This window comes from Streptomyces sp. NPDC058326 (assembly GCF_042879855.1).
GTDB lineage: Bacteria > Actinomycetota > Actinomycetes > Streptomycetales > Streptomycetaceae > Streptomyces.
The window spans coordinates 26,684-41,425 of the sequence record NZ_JBHVZO010000018.1; the positions used below are offsets into that span (position 1 = coordinate 26,684).

13 protein-coding genes and 2 pseudogenes are annotated in these 14,742 nt (G+C 71.5%); 10 read left to right on the top strand and 5 right to left on the bottom strand.

Features of this window, described 5'->3' with window-relative positions; genetic code table 11:
- Positions 1–19 precede the first annotated feature (19 nt).
- The 7 genes from ACFVYX_RS27785 to ACFVYX_RS27815 are packed head-to-tail and all read left to right on the top strand — an operon-like array spanning position 20 to position 6,633.
- Positions 20–1,330 carry an MFS transporter gene (locus tag ACFVYX_RS27785; protein ID WP_389684227.1) on the top strand — a complete coding sequence of 437 codons (1,311 nt, stop codon included), beginning with the start codon at positions 20–22 and terminating at the stop codon, positions 1,328–1,330.
- Positions 1,320–2,519 (top strand): aminotransferase class I/II-fold pyridoxal phosphate-dependent enzyme, encoded by a 1,200-nt coding sequence (locus ACFVYX_RS27790; protein WP_389684228.1) that lies wholly within the window; start codon positions 1,320–1,322, stop codon positions 2,517–2,519. Before ACFVYX_RS27785 ends, ACFVYX_RS27790 begins: the two co-directional genes overlap by 11 nt.
- Positions 2,512–2,817 (top strand): chorismate mutase, encoded by a 306-nt coding sequence (locus tag ACFVYX_RS27795; protein ID WP_389684229.1) that lies wholly within the window; start codon positions 2,512–2,514, stop codon positions 2,815–2,817. Before ACFVYX_RS27790 ends, ACFVYX_RS27795 begins: the two co-directional genes overlap by 8 nt.
- On the top strand, positions 2,814–3,107 hold the full coding sequence (locus ACFVYX_RS27800) for a Dabb family protein (RefSeq protein WP_389684230.1): 294 nt from the start codon (positions 2,814–2,816) through the stop codon (positions 3,105–3,107). Before ACFVYX_RS27795 ends, ACFVYX_RS27800 begins: the two co-directional genes overlap by 4 nt.
- A gap of 3 nt (positions 3,108–3,110) precedes the next feature.
- Positions 3,111–4,202: a hypothetical protein gene (locus tag ACFVYX_RS27805; RefSeq protein ID WP_389684231.1), complete on the top strand. Its 1,092-nt coding sequence runs from the start codon at positions 3,111–3,113 to the stop codon at positions 4,200–4,202.
- On the top strand, positions 4,199–5,551 hold the full coding sequence (locus ACFVYX_RS27810) for a cytochrome P450 (protein ID WP_389684232.1): 1,353 nt from the start codon (positions 4,199–4,201) through the stop codon (positions 5,549–5,551). The genes ACFVYX_RS27805 and ACFVYX_RS27810 overlap by 4 nt, the downstream gene beginning before the upstream one ends.
- A gap of 17 nt (positions 5,552–5,568) precedes the next feature.
- Complete coding sequence (locus ACFVYX_RS27815) at positions 5,569–6,633, top strand: polyprenyl synthetase family protein (RefSeq protein WP_389684233.1); 1,065 nt, start codon at positions 5,569–5,571, stop codon at positions 6,631–6,633.
- A gap of 8 nt (positions 6,634–6,641) precedes the next feature.
- Here ACFVYX_RS27815 and ACFVYX_RS27820 read toward each other — a convergent pair whose 3' ends face one another.
- Positions 6,642–7,190, bottom strand: a complete 549-nt coding sequence (locus tag ACFVYX_RS27820) for a hypothetical protein (protein WP_389684339.1) — start codon at positions 7,188–7,190, stop codon at positions 6,642–6,644.
- Positions 7,191–7,217: 27 nt separating this feature from the next.
- Between ACFVYX_RS27820 and ACFVYX_RS27825 the strand changes: the two are divergent.
- A pseudogene (locus ACFVYX_RS27825) lies at positions 7,218–7,537 on the top strand (heme-binding protein); the annotation flags it as partial.
- A 65-nt stretch (positions 7,538–7,602) separates the two neighbouring features.
- Here ACFVYX_RS27825 and ACFVYX_RS27830 read toward each other — a convergent pair.
- The 3 genes from ACFVYX_RS27830 to ACFVYX_RS27840 all read right to left on the bottom strand — a co-directional run bounded on the left by ACFVYX_RS27830 (position 7,603) and on the right by ACFVYX_RS27840 (position 11,384).
- Positions 7,603–9,159, bottom strand: a complete 1,557-nt coding sequence (locus ACFVYX_RS27830; RefSeq protein WP_389684234.1) for a protein kinase — start codon at positions 9,157–9,159, stop codon at positions 7,603–7,605.
- The gene (locus ACFVYX_RS27835) at positions 9,156–10,724 is read right to left on the bottom strand and encodes a serine/threonine-protein kinase (RefSeq protein ID WP_389684235.1); all 1,569 of its coding nucleotides are present in this window, start codon (positions 10,722–10,724) and stop codon (positions 9,156–9,158) included. Before ACFVYX_RS27835 ends, ACFVYX_RS27830 begins: the two co-directional genes overlap by 4 nt.
- Positions 10,725–10,970: 246 nt before the next feature.
- Complete coding sequence (locus ACFVYX_RS27840; RefSeq protein ID WP_389684336.1) at positions 10,971–11,384, bottom strand: transposase; 414 nt, start codon at positions 11,382–11,384, stop codon at positions 10,971–10,973.
- Here ACFVYX_RS27840 and ACFVYX_RS27845 point away from each other — a divergent pair.
- A pseudogene (locus ACFVYX_RS27845) lies at positions 11,280–11,552 on the top strand (transposase family protein); the annotation flags it as partial. The gene ACFVYX_RS27840 and the pseudogene ACFVYX_RS27845 overlap by 105 nt on opposite strands.
- 64 nt (positions 11,553–11,616) lie before the next feature.
- Here the strand turns inward: ACFVYX_RS27845 and ACFVYX_RS27850 are convergent.
- The gene (locus ACFVYX_RS27850) at positions 11,617–11,883 is read right to left on the bottom strand and encodes a hypothetical protein (protein WP_389684236.1); all 267 of its coding nucleotides are present in this window, start codon (positions 11,881–11,883) and stop codon (positions 11,617–11,619) included.
- Between the two features lie 117 nt (positions 11,884–12,000).
- On the opposite strand from ACFVYX_RS27850, the gene ACFVYX_RS27855 reads away from it, so the two are divergent.
- The gene (locus ACFVYX_RS27855) at positions 12,001–14,568 is read left to right on the top strand and encodes a helix-turn-helix domain-containing protein (protein ID WP_389684237.1); all 2,568 of its coding nucleotides are present in this window, start codon (positions 12,001–12,003) and stop codon (positions 14,566–14,568) included.
- The last annotated feature ends 174 nt before the right edge of the window (positions 14,569–14,742 follow it).

The window sequence follows — 14,742 nt, forward strand, 5'->3', positions numbered from 1 at the left end:
GAAAGAAAGGTTGGCTGGAGTGTCGGACCGATTGACCGACGAGGAGCACCCCGACGGGTTTCCCGTCCTGACCGTCCTCGCCCTGATGGCGGGCATCTTCGCCGTCGGTTCCGAGGAGCTGGTGGTCTCACCGCTGCTCGTGAACATGGCCGAGTCCTTCGACGCCTCGGTGGCCCTGATGGCGTTGTCGGTCAGCGTCTACGGCATCGGTACGGCGGTCGGCGCGCTGCTCTTCGCCCCGCTCGGGGACCGGGTCTCGCGCCGCGTCAGCCTGGTGACCGGGATGGTGATGTTCATCCTGGGCACCGTTCTGTGCGCGTTCGCGGCCGGGCCGGGGGTGTTCTTCGCGGGCAGGGCGCTGGCCGGTCTGGCGACGGGCGCCTTCGTGCCCTCGGCCTACGCCTTCGTCGGTGACCAGATTCCGTACCGGCACCGGGCCAGGGCCATGGGCATCCTGGTGTCGAGCTGGTCGATCTCGCTCGTCCTCGGTGTGCCGATGGGGTCCTTCATCGGCGAGTGGGCGGGGTGGCGCTGGACCTTCGGCGTGCTCTCGGTCCTGGGAGCCCTCGTCGTCTTCGTGCTGCTCCTGGTCCGCGGCGGGAAACCGGCCGGCGCCGGGGGCGGTACGCCGCCGGCGGAGGTGACCGAGAAGACGCCCGACTCCTCGGAGCAGGCACGGCGGGGCTGGGCGCGATCGACCGTCCAGGCCTTCCGGGCGCCGAAGGTGTCCGTGTACGTGCTGGCGACGTTCCTGAACATGTTCGCCTTCTACGGGATGTACACCTTCCTCGGCAGTGCCCTGCAGTACCGGTTCGGCTCGGGCAGCTCCATGACCGGCTTCATGATCCTTCTCTACGGCCTCGGGTTCGCGACCAGTTTCGTCACCGGCCGATGGGCCGACGAACTGGGCAAGGAGCGCGTGCTCCTGGCCCTCCTCGCGGGCCTCGTTCCGGCCCTCGTGGCGATCCCGCTCGTCACCGGGTGGACGGTGCCGCTCGTCGTCTGTCTGTTCCTGTGGGGCGGGATGCAGAGCCTGGTCGTGACGCTGCTCAGCACGCTCCTGAGCGAGTGCTCGCCCCGGCACCGCGGCACGATCCTGGCCTTCTACAGCCTGGCGACCAACCTCGGCGTGGCCCTGGGGGCGGCCCTGCTCGGACCCCTGTTCACGTCGTACGGGTTCTCCGCCGTGGGCTGGGTCTGCGCCGGGGTCACGCTCGTCGCGGCCGGTCTGAGCGGATGGGTGTACCGGCGCGGGGACGGGCGGCCGGCGAGCGGCGACGGTGTCCCGGGCGGGACGCGCGGAGCGAAGGTGCCGGCCCATGAGGACTGAGTACGCGCGCCGGCTCCTCGACCTGCCCAGGAGTTCCTTCGCGACGACCGTGGGCCGGATCGACCAGCTGGTCGCGGCGGGTGAGGACGTCGTCAACCTGTGCCAGGGGAATCCCGACCTGCCGACCCCTCCGCACATCGTCGAGGCGTTGCGCCAGGAGGTCCTCGACCCCGGCACGCACCGGTATCCGTCCTTCTCCGGACTGCTCGAACTCAAGGCCGCCATCGCCCAGTGGTACGCGACGCACCACGGTGTCCGGCTGGACCCGGAGACGGAGGTCGCGATCCTGTTCGGCGCGAAGGCCGGTCTGGTGGAGATCAGTCAGTGCTTCCTGAACCCGGGCGACGTGTGCCTGATGCCCGACCCGGCCTTCCCCGACTACTGGGCGGGCGTGGTCCTCGCCCGGGCCCGGATGCACCCCCTCCCGCTCCTGCGGGAGAACGGTTTCCTGCCCGACTACACCGCGCTCGATCCGGCCACGTGCGACCAGGCCAAGCTGATGTTCCTCAACTACCCCAACAACCCCACCTCCGTGACGGCGCCCCCCGGGTTCTACGAGGACACCGTCCGGTTCGCGGCCGAGCACGAGATCATCGTGGCCTCGGACTTCGCCTACGGGGCGCTGGGCTTCGACGGACAGGTCCCGGCCTCGTTCCTGGCGACGGAAGGCGCCAAGGACGTGGGCGTCGAGTTCATCTCGCTGTCGAAGATGTTCAACATGGCCGGCTGGCGGATCGGTGCCGTGGTCGGCAACCGAGACGTCGTCGGCGCGATCAACCTCATCCAGGAGCACTACTACGTCTCGCTCCCGCCGTTCATCCAGCGCGCCGGTGCCGCGGCCCTGTCCGGTCCGCAGGACTGCGTCCAGGAGCTGACCGCGGTCTACGAACGCCGCAGGGACGTCTTCGTGGCCGGCATGCGGGAGGCCGGGTGGCCGGTCGACGTACCCGGGTCGATCTTCGCCTGGGTGCCGATACCGCCGATGCCCGGCGGCGGGGGCTCCGTCGCGTTCGCCGACGCGCTGCTCGACCGGGCCAAGGTCGCGGTGGCGCCAGGACGTTGGTTCGGAGCGCACGGCGAGGGTTACGTGCGGGTGAGCCTGCTGGCACCGGAGGAACGGCTCCGGGAAGCCGTCGTACGACTGTCCGAATTCTGGAATTTCACAGGAGAGGGAACCCACCATGGCTGAGACGAGCGAACGCCCGGGGATCGCGGAGGATCGCGTGGCGATCGACGCTCTCGACGGAGAGATCATCGATCTGCTCGCACGACGGGCCGCCATATCCGCCCGCATCCAGCAGAGCCGCATCGACACCGGCGGCCCGCGTACGGAGCTTTCCCGGGAGATGGACATCCTCGCCCGCTACCGGGACGGGCTCGGCTCGTACGGCACGCAGGTCGCGATGAGCATTCTCAAGCTGTGCAGGGGCGCCGGCCCCCAGGAGCTGGAGGCCACCGCCGCCGCGACCGCGGGAGACCACCGGTGATACGTCATGTCGTCCTGTTCAAGTTCAAGCCCGGAATCGACTGGAGCGACCCCCGCGCCGTCGAGGCGGAACGTTCCACCGCCGAGGTGGGCGGCAAGGTGCCCGAGCTCCGTGCATGGCGCTACGGGCGCAACGTCTCCACCAGGGAGATCGCGTACGACTTCCTCGCCGAGGGGGTGATGGAGGACATGGCGGCCGTCGAGCGGTACATCGTGCATCCGTTCCATCAGGACTCGGTCCGCCGGTGGCGGGAGATCAGCGACTGGGTCATCGTCGACATCGAGGACTGAGACATGCCGATCGATGTGGACTTCCCTCTCCCCTTCGCCGCCGGGACACCGCTCCCGCACGCCGTCGAGCACGCCCGGAGACGCGGAGTGGAGTGGGCGACGGAACACCGGCTGATCCCGCCGACGGAGGCCGCGACCGGCTATTTCCTGGACATGCGGCTCGCGGACGTCGCGACGGGGTTCTGTCCGGAGGCCGAAGGACCCGACCTCGACGTGATGACCGACGTCATCACCTGGACCGCGGTCTGCGACGACTTCTTCGACGGGCCGGCCGGCGACGACCTGGAGTACGCCGCCGCCGCGGTCTCCACGCTCACCTCGGTGACCGGCACCGCCGCGCCGGACCGGGTCCCCCCGGGCATCGAGCCGCTGGCCGGAGCCACCGCCGACCTGTGGGCCCGGATGTGTGCGCCCATGTCCCCGGAGTGGCAGGCCCGGGCCGGCCACAACTGGCGGCGCTTCCTCCGGTCGTTCCTCACGGAGGCCGACGCCCGCCGCGCCCGGACCGTCCCCGACCTGGCCGGCTACCTGGCCCTGCGCAGGGAGACCATGGCGATGTACGTCTACCTGGACGCCACGGAACGCGCGGGCCGGTACGAGGTACCGGAGCGGGTCCTGAACGACCCGGTTCCGCTCCTGCTCTCCACCCTCCAGATCGACATCCTCGCGCACTGCAACGACGTGCACTCGATCGAGCACGAGGAGGCGCGCGGGGACACCCACAACCTGGTGCTGGTCCTGGAGCAGGAGAGCCGACGCCCCCGCGACGAGGTGATCGAGGAGATCCGCGGGCGGGTGCGTGAGCTGGTCGTCCGGTTCCGGCGGACCGCGGAACGGGTCCCGGAACTCTGCGACCGGCTCTCCTGCGATCCTGTCGAGCGCGACGCCACCCATCGCCATCTGGCGGCTCTCACCCGCCAGCTGCGGGTGACGTACGACTGGTCGCTCGCCACGAGGCGGTACACGGAACGGGCCGCGACGGGCCTGCGGCCGGAGTACCTCGAAGCGACCGTCGGGCGGAGCCCGGAGTACCTGGGAGCGAGCGCCGGACGGAGCGGCGCGTCCCTGTCGGACCCGATCGGAGAGGCACGTTGACCACGTACGACACCGCGTCCCCCGCCCGTACCCTCCCGGGCGGTCTCCCCCTGCTCGGGCACGCACCGTGGCTGGCCCTGCGCCCCCTGGACTTCGTGGAGCGGCTGCGCGACTGCGCCCCGGTCGCCCTCTTCAGGATCGGCACCCGGCCGGCGTACATGGTCAGCACCGGGGAGCTGATGAAGGACCTGCTGATCACCCATCAGAGCAAGTTCGAGAAGGGCGGCCCGCTCTTCGAGCAGGCCACGAAGCTCCTCGGCAACGGACTCGCCGCCTCCAACGGCGAGTTCCACCTGCGTCAGCGCCGTCTGTCGCAACCTGCGTTCCACCACAGCCGGATGGGCGGATACGCCGGAGCGGCACTCGACGCCGCCGCCCTGATCTCCGGGTCCTGGCGCGACGGCCAGGTCGTGGAACTCGGCCGCGCGCTCAACGACATGACCATGGAGATCCTCGCCAGGACGCTCTTCTCCTCGCTCTCCACCGAGGCGGCCGCGGAGATACGGCGATGTCTGCCCGCCCTGGTGGCAGGCGTGGGACGGCGGGCCTTCCTGCCAGTCGAGTTCGTCCACAGGCTCCCGCTGCCGGTCAACCGGCGCGAGGCGGAGTCCCTGCGGCGGCTCTACGAGGTGGTGGACGGCATCATCTCCGACTACCGGGCGAGCGACCTGGACCAGGACGATCTGCTGTCGACGCTGATGCTGGCGCGCGACGAGCAGACCAGTGAGGGCATGACCACCGAGCAGCTCCACGACGAGATCCGCTCGATGATGGTCGCCGGCACGGAGACCTCGGCGACCCTGCTGCTCTGGGCCTTCCAGGTCCTCGCCGCCCGGCCGGACGTCGAGCGCCGGGTGCACGCGGAGCTCGACGAGGTGCTGGGCGGCAGGCCGGTGGGCTACTCCGACCTGCCCGGACTGGTGTACCTCGGACGTGTCGTCCAGGAGCTCCTGCGGATGTATCCGACGGGCTGGATCCTCACCCGGCGGGCGACCGCGGAGGTCAGCCTCGGTGGCCATCGCATACCCGAGGGCGCGGACGTGTTCTTCAGCCCGTACGCCCTCCACCGCGACCCGGCGGTCTTCCCCGACCCCGGCAGGTTCGACCCGGACCGCTGGCTTCCCGAACGGGCCGCGTCGGTCCCCCGTCACGCCTATCTGCCGTTCGGGGCCGGTGTGCGCAAATGCATCGGCGAGTCCCTCGCCTATGCCGAGATCACCCTGATCCTCGCCTCGCTCATGGGCCGTTGGCGGATGAGGTCCGTGACGGGACGGCCGCCCCGACCGGTCGCGGGTTCGACGCTGCGGCCCAAGGAGTCGCTCATGCGCGTGGAACGGCGTCACCGGTGAACCCGGGGGACGTACGCGTGCCGGCGAGCGCCGGCGGGACGGCGAGCGCCCGCGCGCACGGGGACACACCGGCGCGTGAAGAGCTGCGGGCGATGCTCGAGGAGGTCGAGGGCTGCCTGCGCGCGTTCCTCGCGCGGGAGAGGTTCCGCTGGTCACGGCCGGACGGCAGGGGCGCGGAGCCGGCTCTGGCGGTCTCCGAACTGGTCGACGCGGGCGGAAAGCGGCTGCGCCCGAGGTTCCTCCTGAGCGGCTACCTCGCCGCGGGCGGAGAGGCCGGGGACGTGCCCGTCAGGGCCGCCACGGCGCTGGAGCTCCTGCATGTCGCGGCGCTCGTCCACGACGACGTGATGGACGACGCGGACCGCCGCCGCGGCCGGCCGACGGTGCACGCCCGGCACGCGGGGATCCACCGGGACATGGGGTGGTTCGGCGAACCGAGGCGCTACGGCGAGGCGATGGCGATCCTCGCCGGGAATCTGGCCTGGGCGTACGCCGACCACCTCATGGCCGGTACCTCCCGGGCGGTCGCCGGGGAGTGGTTCGACCTCAAGGCCGAACTGATCGCCGGTCAGGCCATGGACGTGACCGGCGCGGCCGAGCTGACGCCGGACCCCGAACTCGCCCGGCACATCGCGCTGCTCAAATCGGGCCGCTACACCGTCCACCGTCCGCTGGCCCTCGGTGCGCTCCTCGCCGGGCGTGCCGATCTCGCGGCCGCGTTCCAGCCGTACGGGGAGGCGCTCGGGGAAGCCTTCCAGCTGCGGGACGATCTCATCGACGCCTTCGGTGACGGGGTGGTGAGCGGCAAGCCGGTGCGCCAGGACTTCGGGCGCGGCAAGATGACGCTGCTGCTCGCGCTGGCGATGCGGTCGGACGGGCGGATCCGCGGGCTGGTCGAGCGGGGTGAGGCCGAGCTGCTGCACGAGCGGCTCTCCGGCACCGCCGTGCACGCGCGGGTCGAGGCTCGGATCGACCGGCTCGTGGAACGGGCCTGCGATTCCCTCGACGGCGCCGACCTCACCCCGGAGTGGCGTCGCGAACTGATCGCCACGGCGTCGTCGGCCGCCTACCGGGAGAGGTGAGACGCGCCCTAGACCTTGCTCTTGAGCTTCATGTCCTCTGCGTCCTGTTTCACCTGCGCCGCGATCCTGGCGCGGATCGCCTGCTTCTTGTCCGGTCCCAACGTGGTGCTCTGCTCGAACTCCTCCCGACTGGAAGGATGCAGGGGATGGGACCGGTGACGGAAGTCGTCATCCGTCGCTCCGGTCCCGTCCGCGGCACGGCCGGGGGCGAAATAGTGACCAATAGCATCATTGATCAGCACCTGGTCGTCGGCCCCGAAGCGGCCCGCCCATGTGGGGTCGGGGACCTCCCGGTCGTTCTCCCTGGCCTCGCGAAGGAACCCCCGTCCGTACTGGGGACCGAAGACCGCTTCCAGTTTTCCGCCGCGTTCCCAGCCCTTGGACGGGTAGTCCTCCACCTTGGTGTCGTTGTCCACCCCCTGCGCCGAGCCCGCCCCCGGCCTCGGGGATATGTCGATGGACAGGGTCTTGATTCCCGCGAAGGCGAACTGATCGGTGACTCCGCTGCGCATCCCCACCGCGCCGAGGATCGTGAAGTTCTCGTTGAGGAAGCTCAACAGCGCGAGCTGGCTGCGGCGGTCCCTCGTCTCGGGCCACCGGTCGTGGACCGCAACGGCAACACCATCGTGACCCTGCGCGGTGACGGCGCTGGCCCGCAGTCGTACGAGTCCGCGGTGAAGAAGGCGTACACGGCCGTGTCCTGGAACGCCCCGACCTCCGAGCTGGTCAAGCGCCTCGCGAACGCCCCCACGCTGAAGGCATCCTGGGCGCCCTCTTCCTGGGTGGCGGCGCCCCGGTGACCGCCGGCGGCACCCCGATCACGGGCATCGGCGTCGCGGGCGCCCCCTCCGGCGACCTCGACGAGAAGTTCGCCCGGGCCGGCGTCGCCGAGCTCAACCACTGATCGCGTTCCTGCCGCCGGCCGGTGACACCGAGCGCGGGGCCTGCCCCGAGGGGTGGGCCCCGCGCTCATCGCGCGTCCGGGACCGCCGCCACCGCCGCCTCGGCGATCCGCACTGCCTCCTGCTCGCAAGTGTCGGCCGGATGCGGATCGCCGCCGAGGACGACGCGGACGGTGAGGTTCGCCCTGCGGACGAACAGCTCGCAGGTGGTGTTCCAGCTGCCGTCTTTCGGGAGCCAGTACGCCTCGTCGGCGAAGGCGAGGCCTGTCGCGGGGCGTCCGTCCCGCGCGTTCTTTGCGAACTCCCCCGCCTGGACCCGCGTGGCGTTCTCCGAGGTGCCCACGGAGCGGCGCAGGCGCCATTGGACGTCGGCGTGGGAGGTGACGTCCCAGCCGCCCTGGAGGTAGTCGTTCCGCTCGTACCAGGAGCAGCTGGTCTCGGCCGTCGAGGTGCTGTCGTTGGTGTTGTCCCGGTCCTTCCGGCGCTCCGGCAGCGGGAGCCCCTTCGTCGCCTCGGCGCAGTTCGGCATCGTCAGGTACCGGTCCGGCGGCCCAGCGTCCTCATCCTCCTGGACGTACCACCAGACCCCCGCGCCGCCGAGCACGCACAGGGCGGCCGTCGCCGCAACCAGCGTCCGGCGGCCCTTGCGGCGCGGGGCGGGGGCGGACAGTTCGGTGATGACGGCGGTGGCCGACGGGGGCGGGACCGCCGCCGGCCCCCGGCCGGGGCCCCCGGCGAGGAGCCCGTCGATCTCCGCCCGCTGCTCCGCGATCGCCGCGTGGACCGTCGGCGGCCAGTGCCGGGTGACGGGCGCCGCCGGGCCCAGGGCGGCGAGGAGCCGCGCGGGGGCCGGCCGGGCCGCCGGGTCCTTGGCCAGGCAGGCGGCGACGAGGCCGCGCAGTTCCGCCGGTACGGCGTCGAGCGCGAGCTCGGCGTGCACGACGGCGTACAGCTCCTGAAGGGTCGAGGGCCCGGCGAACGGGCTCCTCCCCGTCGCGGCCAGGATCAGGACTGAACCGAGCGAGAACACGTCGCTCGCCGCGGTGAGCTCCCGGCCCTCCGCCTGCTCGGGCGACATGAACGCGGGCGAGCCGACCACCAGGCCCGTCCCGGTCAGCTCGGTGAGGTTCCCGCCCTCGGCGGCCCGCGCGATGCCGAAGTCGATGACCCGCACCCCGTCCTCCGCGAGCAGCACGTTCTCCGGCTTCAGGTCGCGGTGGATCAGCCCGGCCCGGTGGATCTCATCCAGCGCCGTCGCCAGGCCCACGGCGAGCCGCCGCACGCTCTCGGCGGGCAGCGGGCCCGAGCGGGCCACGGCCGCGCCGAGCGAGGGGCCGGCCACGAACACGGACGCGAGCCAGGGCACGGCCGCCTCCGTGTCGGAGTCCAGGACGGCCGCCGTGCAGGCCCCGGAGACCCGCCGCGACGCCTCGGCCTCGCGCCGGAACCGGGCGCGGAACCCCTCGTCGGCCGCGAGCCTGGCGTGCACCTGCTTTACGGCGGCGAGCCGCCCGTCCGGGGCGACGCCGAGGAACACCCGCCCCATGCCGCCCCGGCCCAGCTCGGCGAGGAGCCGGTACGGGCCGGTCCGCTGCGGGTCCGCGAGACCGAGCGGGCGGCTCACCGGGCCTTCACCGCTTCCATGGTCTGCCGCCCGACGTCCCGGACGACGGCCTCGCAGCGGCCCACGGGAAGGGAGGGGCCCTGGACCACGATGTAGACCACCAGGTTCACGTCCCGGCCGCGGAGGACGCAGTACCGGCCGTCAGGCTTCTCCCAGGCGGCCTCCTCGACGAATCCGGGTGAGGGATCGCGCGGGGTGATGCCGCGCCGGTAGAACCCCTCGTACCGCTCCTTCGCCCGCTCGGCGCCGGTCCGGCCACCGGCGCTGTCGTACTGGTCCCACTCGGTGACGATCCGGTCGCCGGCGCGGGTGATCCACGTGCACTGGGAGAACCGTTGTCCGTCGTTGTACGGGGTGACGCGGTTCGGGCTGTCCAGGGTGGGCCGCGGGGCGAACCCGGCGGGCGTCCTCACCTGCCCGAACACGTCGGCGCACGCGGGCAGCGCGCCCGTGTACCGGTCGGCGACCTCGCTCAGCGGCACGTTTCCCGGCGTCGGCACGGGCTCCGGCACCACCATGTAGTACAGGTCCGCAGCCCAGCCCGTCGCCGCGCCCACCGCGCCCGCGACCACGAGGACCCCGGCGGCGACGGCAGCGGCGACCGGCCCCCGCCGACGCCGGGGAGCCAGCCCGGGCGGGGACGCGGGGACGGGGACGGGAGGGGGAGCGGCGGCCGGGGCCGAGCGGAGCAGCCGGTCGACCTCGGCCCGCTGGGCCGCGATCCGGGCGTGCACGGCCTCCGGCCAGGGACGGGCGGCACCGGGCACGGCCCCGAGGAAGGTCGTCACGGCCTGCGGGGTGGGCCGCAGGGCCGGGTCCTTGGCGAGGCAGGCGCCGATCAGCCCCCGCAGGCCCGGCGGCACGGCCGTCAGGTCGGGCTCCTCGTGGACGACGGCGTGCAGGACCGAGGGGACCGAGTCGCCGTCGAAGGGCGGCTTCCCCGAGCAGGCCACGGCCAGGGTGGCGCCGAGGGCGAATATGTCCGCGGCGGGCCCCGGGTCCCCGCCCGCCATCTGCTCGGGGGCCATGAAGGCGGGGGAGCCGATGAGGGCGCCGGTGTGGGTGATCCGGGTCGCGGCCTCGGCGGCCCGCGCGATGCCGAAGTCGATGACCCGGACGCCGTCCTCGGTGAGCAGGACGTTCGACGGCTTCAGGTCCCGGTGGACGAGCCCGGCCCGGTGGACGTCGGCCAGAGCCCGGGCGAGCCCGGCGGCGAGCCGCCGCACCGTCTCCTCGGGCAGCACGCCGCCCGCCTCCAGGGCCTCGCTCAGGGTAGGCCCGGGCAGGAACAGGGAGGCGAGCCAGGGCGCGGCGGCGTCCGGATCGGCGTCGACCACCGGTGCCGTGTAGGCCCCGGAGACCCGCCGTGAGGCGTCCACCTCGCGCCGGAACCGGGCGCGGAACCCCTCGTCCTCGGCGAGGTCGGCGTGCACGCGCTTGACGGCGACGAGCCGCCCGTCCGCCGCCGCCCCCAGAAGGACCCGGCCCATGCCGCCCTGCCCGAGCAGGGCAACCGTCCGGAACGGCCCGACGTGTGTCGGGTCGTCGGGTCCCACTACCTGCATTGCCGCCGCCTCCCCCGAGGAGCCTTCCGGGAGAGGGGTCTCCCGAAACTAGAACATGATCCTGGATTCATGGGGGTCCCGGCCGACGGGACACCCTCACACTGCCGGACGCGGCCCAGGACCTGTGATCCTGGGGGAGACCCCGTGCCGGACGCCGCGCCCTGTCCGACCCCGATCCGCCGGACAGGCCCCGCTCAGGCAAACACGACTCCATCGCTATCACGCACCAGCTCGTAAGACGGTGTCTCAGGTGGTGATCTTGGTGAGCTTCTTGTAGCAGGTCATGACTGCGGCGAGCCCGAGAAAGGCGAGGAAGTGGCTGCCCTTTCGCTCGTAGCGGATGGTCAGGCGGCGGTACCCGAAGAGCCAGGAGATCGATCTCTCGATCTTCCATCGGTGCCTTCCGAGGCGTTCGGAAGACTCCACGCCCGGCCGGGCGATCCGTGGAGTGATGTTGCGTTCGCGCAGCCACGCCAGGTTGCCGGCCGAGTGGTACGCCTTGTCGGCGCGAACCTTGTCGGGACGTCGCCGCCGAGGGCCGCGGCGCGAGCGGACAGGGCTCGCGGCGCCGGCGCCAAGGACAAGCTGACCACGACCGGCAGAGTCCTGGCCACCGTGCTCTACCTGCGCAAAATCGGCACCCGAGACCTGATCGCCCAACTCTTCGGAGTCAACGCCGGCACCATCACCAGAGCCGTTCACCAAGTCCAGCCCCTCCTGGCCGAGCACGGCCACACTGTCCCACCCTCGACAGCCAGGTTCCGCACATCCGAAGACGTCACCGCGTACATCACCAACAACAGCCCCATGGAAATCAAGTCAGCATGTTGGTTCTCTGCGAGCCCTAACTACTCCCCGTCCGTCGCGAGGCGGTACGCCGAGAGGTGGCGCGTCAGCGACGGCAGGCGGCCATGATGGCCAGCAGGACGAGCGCGATGGCCGCGAGCTGGAGGCACGCGCGGGCTCCGCCCCGGCCACGTCTGCGGCTCTCGACCTGACCACCGGGGGGCGTCCCGGGGTGCTTCCCGGCGTAGTGCTCGATCTGCTGGCGCAGTCCCTCGGACTCTCCCAGCCAGGGCGTCTTGAAGCTGCAATCGCCGCACCAGTAGCGGTAGACCACGTGGACTCCTCGTTTGCCGTCGGTGTGCCCTGGACCCACGACAGTGACCTTCGTCATGTACAGCGAACAGGACATAGAACCGGCCATCTGTGACCGGCGGTCAGTGGCCGTCGGTAGGCTCACCGCCGTCCGTACTGCCGAGTAGGGAGTTACTCCGTGACCGATGACCTCGGCACGCTGTTGCGCACGCTGCGCGATGCGGCGCAACTGACGCAGGAACAGGTCGCCGAGCAGTCCGGGGTCAGCGTGCGTACCATCCGCCGGCTGGAGAGCGGCAGTTCCACGAACCACCGGATGGGCACGATCAATCTGCTTGCTGACGCCCTTGAACTCGGCGAGGAGGACCGTCGCCGCCTGGCGGCCGCGATCGCCCGACCGCGCGGCGAGTCGGCGCCCCAGACAGACGGATCCATGCGCCGCTCCGAGTCCGCATCCCACGGTGAGTCCGGAAACCGGCCTCCGCAGGACCCCGATCGCGTACCCGGACGCGCTTCCGGGGTGTTTGCCTCCATCGCCGAACCAGGCCGGCCGCCAGGCGAAGGGCTGCCAGGACCCGCGGCTTCCGCGACTGCGTCAGCGGCTCCCGCCCCGTCCCCCGTACACCCCGCACTCGCCGACGCCGTACGAGAGCTCGCTATGGAGGTCCGGCGCCGCTGGCGTCGCGAGGAGGGCCAGCGCCGGGTCCACGACCCGTTGCCTCTTCCCGTCCGGTGGAAGCCGGCACCTGCCGGCCTGACCGACCGACCGGAGAACGTCCAGCGCCTCGGCCCGGGGGAGGCACTCCGGCAGGTGGACCTGAACGGCGATCTGAGCAGCGTCGCCCACGTCTATCGCAGGATCCCTTCGGGACGACTGACGATCCTCGGCCGGGCCGGCTCCGGGAAATCCGTCCTCACGATCAGATTCACCCTGGACCTCCTGGAGGCACCGGCCACACACGGCCGCGTACCGGTCATCTTCAGCATCAGCTCCTGGGACCCGACCACCACCGCACTGCGGGACTGGCTGATCGGCCGCCTGCTGCGCGACCACCCGCATCTGGCCCGCCGCGGCCCCTACGGGACGACGCTCGCCGCATCCCTCGTCGACGCCGACCTTGTCCTCCCCGTCCTGGACGGTTTCGACGAGATTGCCGAGGGCCTGCGGGCGTCGGCCCTGGACGCGCTCAACACCACCTCGTCACCACTCGTTCTCACCAGCCGCCGTGACGAGTTCGCCCAAGCCGTCCAGGCGGCACATGCGCCCCTCGTCTGGGCGGCGGCCATCGAACTCGTCGACCTCACTCCGGATGACCTCGCCGGATACCTGCCCCGTACCGTCCGGACGATCGCAGGCGACACACACGTCATGGCAGGCGCGGGCGGTACCGGGGATGTCTGGGACACGGTCCTCGAAGAACTGCGCACACGGGGCACCCCCGCGGGCGCGAACCTCGCCACGGTACTGACCACCCCGCTCATGGTTGTCCTCGCCCGCACGCTCTACAGCGAGATGCCGGGCCAGGATCCCTCCGAACTCCTCGACGCCGCCCGTTTCCCCACGGTGAAGGCGCTGGAGGAACACCTGCTGGCCGGCTTCGTGGCCGCCGTCTACCGGCACCGCGCCCCCGAACGGGACGCCGAGGGCCGGCGGCCCAGGAGCCCGGACTGGGACTCCGCGCGTGCCGAGCGCTGGCTCGGCTACCTCGCCCACCACCTGGTCCGTCTCGACCGCGACCGGCACGACCTCGCCTGGTGGCAGGTCGGCGACTCACTGTCCCGTTCGACCCGCACCCTCGCCATCGTCCTGGTCACCGCTCTGAGCGTCGCCCTGGCCGACTGGTTGATCGGCCTGCTGCTCACTCCGCTCGGGATCGGCGAACTCATGTTGCAGGGCGCTCTCATGGGCCCGGTGGCGGGACTCGCCTTCGGATCCGTCTATGCGCTCATGGACAGGTCCGGGCTCCGGACGGACTTTGAACCGGCTCGTGTCCGAGTGACGCTGCGGGCTGCCCACGACCGGCTCGGCCGCAGTCCCCTGCGTACCTTCCTCGTCCGATTCGGACACGGTCTGTTCGGTGGGAGCGTCATGGGCATCGGCTGTGCCTGCGCGCTCGCCCTTGAGCGCTCGTTGTACTCGGGGATCCCGCTCGCGGAGCCCCGGGTCATCGAAGGCACCGTGATCAACATGATGTTCCTGGGGCTGACCTTCGGCTCGGCCGCCGGGCTCGTCTTCGGGCTCGTTGCCGCACTCGAGGCACCTGTGGACGTCACGGCCGCGGCCACCCCGGTCAGCATGCTGGCGTCCAACCGCACGACGGTGGGCCGTCAGTTCCTCGTCCTGGCCACCGGGCTCACAGCGGTCATCGCCTTTGGCGGGTACCTGCTTGTTCTGCTGCTCCAAGGCTCACTGGGCCGGCTCAACTGGGGAATGCCGGACAGCCTGTTCATAGGGACGATCGGTGGACTCGGGGGCGGGGCGTCTTACGTGCTCGCTTTCACCGCATGGGGGCAGTGGTTCGTGTTCGCCCGACTCTGGCTGCCGCTGACCGGCAGGCTCCCCTGGGATCTCGTCGCCTTCCTGGAGGACGCCTACCTTCGCGGAGTACTACGGCAGACCGGCGCCGTGTACCAGTTCCGACACGTCCGGTTGCAGCATCACCTCGGGAGCGCGTTCCGCCGACAGGACACCGCCTTCGCACCGGTCCCCCTTCCCTCCCCACGGACCGGCGCCGACGCCTCCTGACCACGGGCGTGCGACGCCGGACGACCGTCGGGCCGATCGGTCGGGGCAGGGATGGCCCACTCCGGTGAATGCCGGTCATATATGGCCGGTGGCACGGCCTGTCCGTCGAACGTCACGGGACCCCAACATCAGGGCGTCCGGTCCGCCGCATCTCACCTGCCGCAGGCACACCCC

Coding starts and splice junctions, on each gene's coding strand:
- ACFVYX_RS27790 (WP_389684228.1), top strand. CDS start 1,320: ATGAGGACTGAGTACGCGCGCCGGCTCCTCGACCTGCCCAGGAGTTCC.
- ACFVYX_RS27835 (WP_389684235.1), bottom strand. CDS start 10,724: ATGCAGGTAGTGGGACCCGACGACCCGACACACGTCGGGCCGTTCCGG.
- ACFVYX_RS27795 (WP_389684229.1), top strand. CDS start 2,512: ATGGCTGAGACGAGCGAACGCCCGGGGATCGCGGAGGATCGCGTGGCG.
- ACFVYX_RS27805 (WP_389684231.1), top strand. CDS start 3,111: ATGCCGATCGATGTGGACTTCCCTCTCCCCTTCGCCGCCGGGACACCG.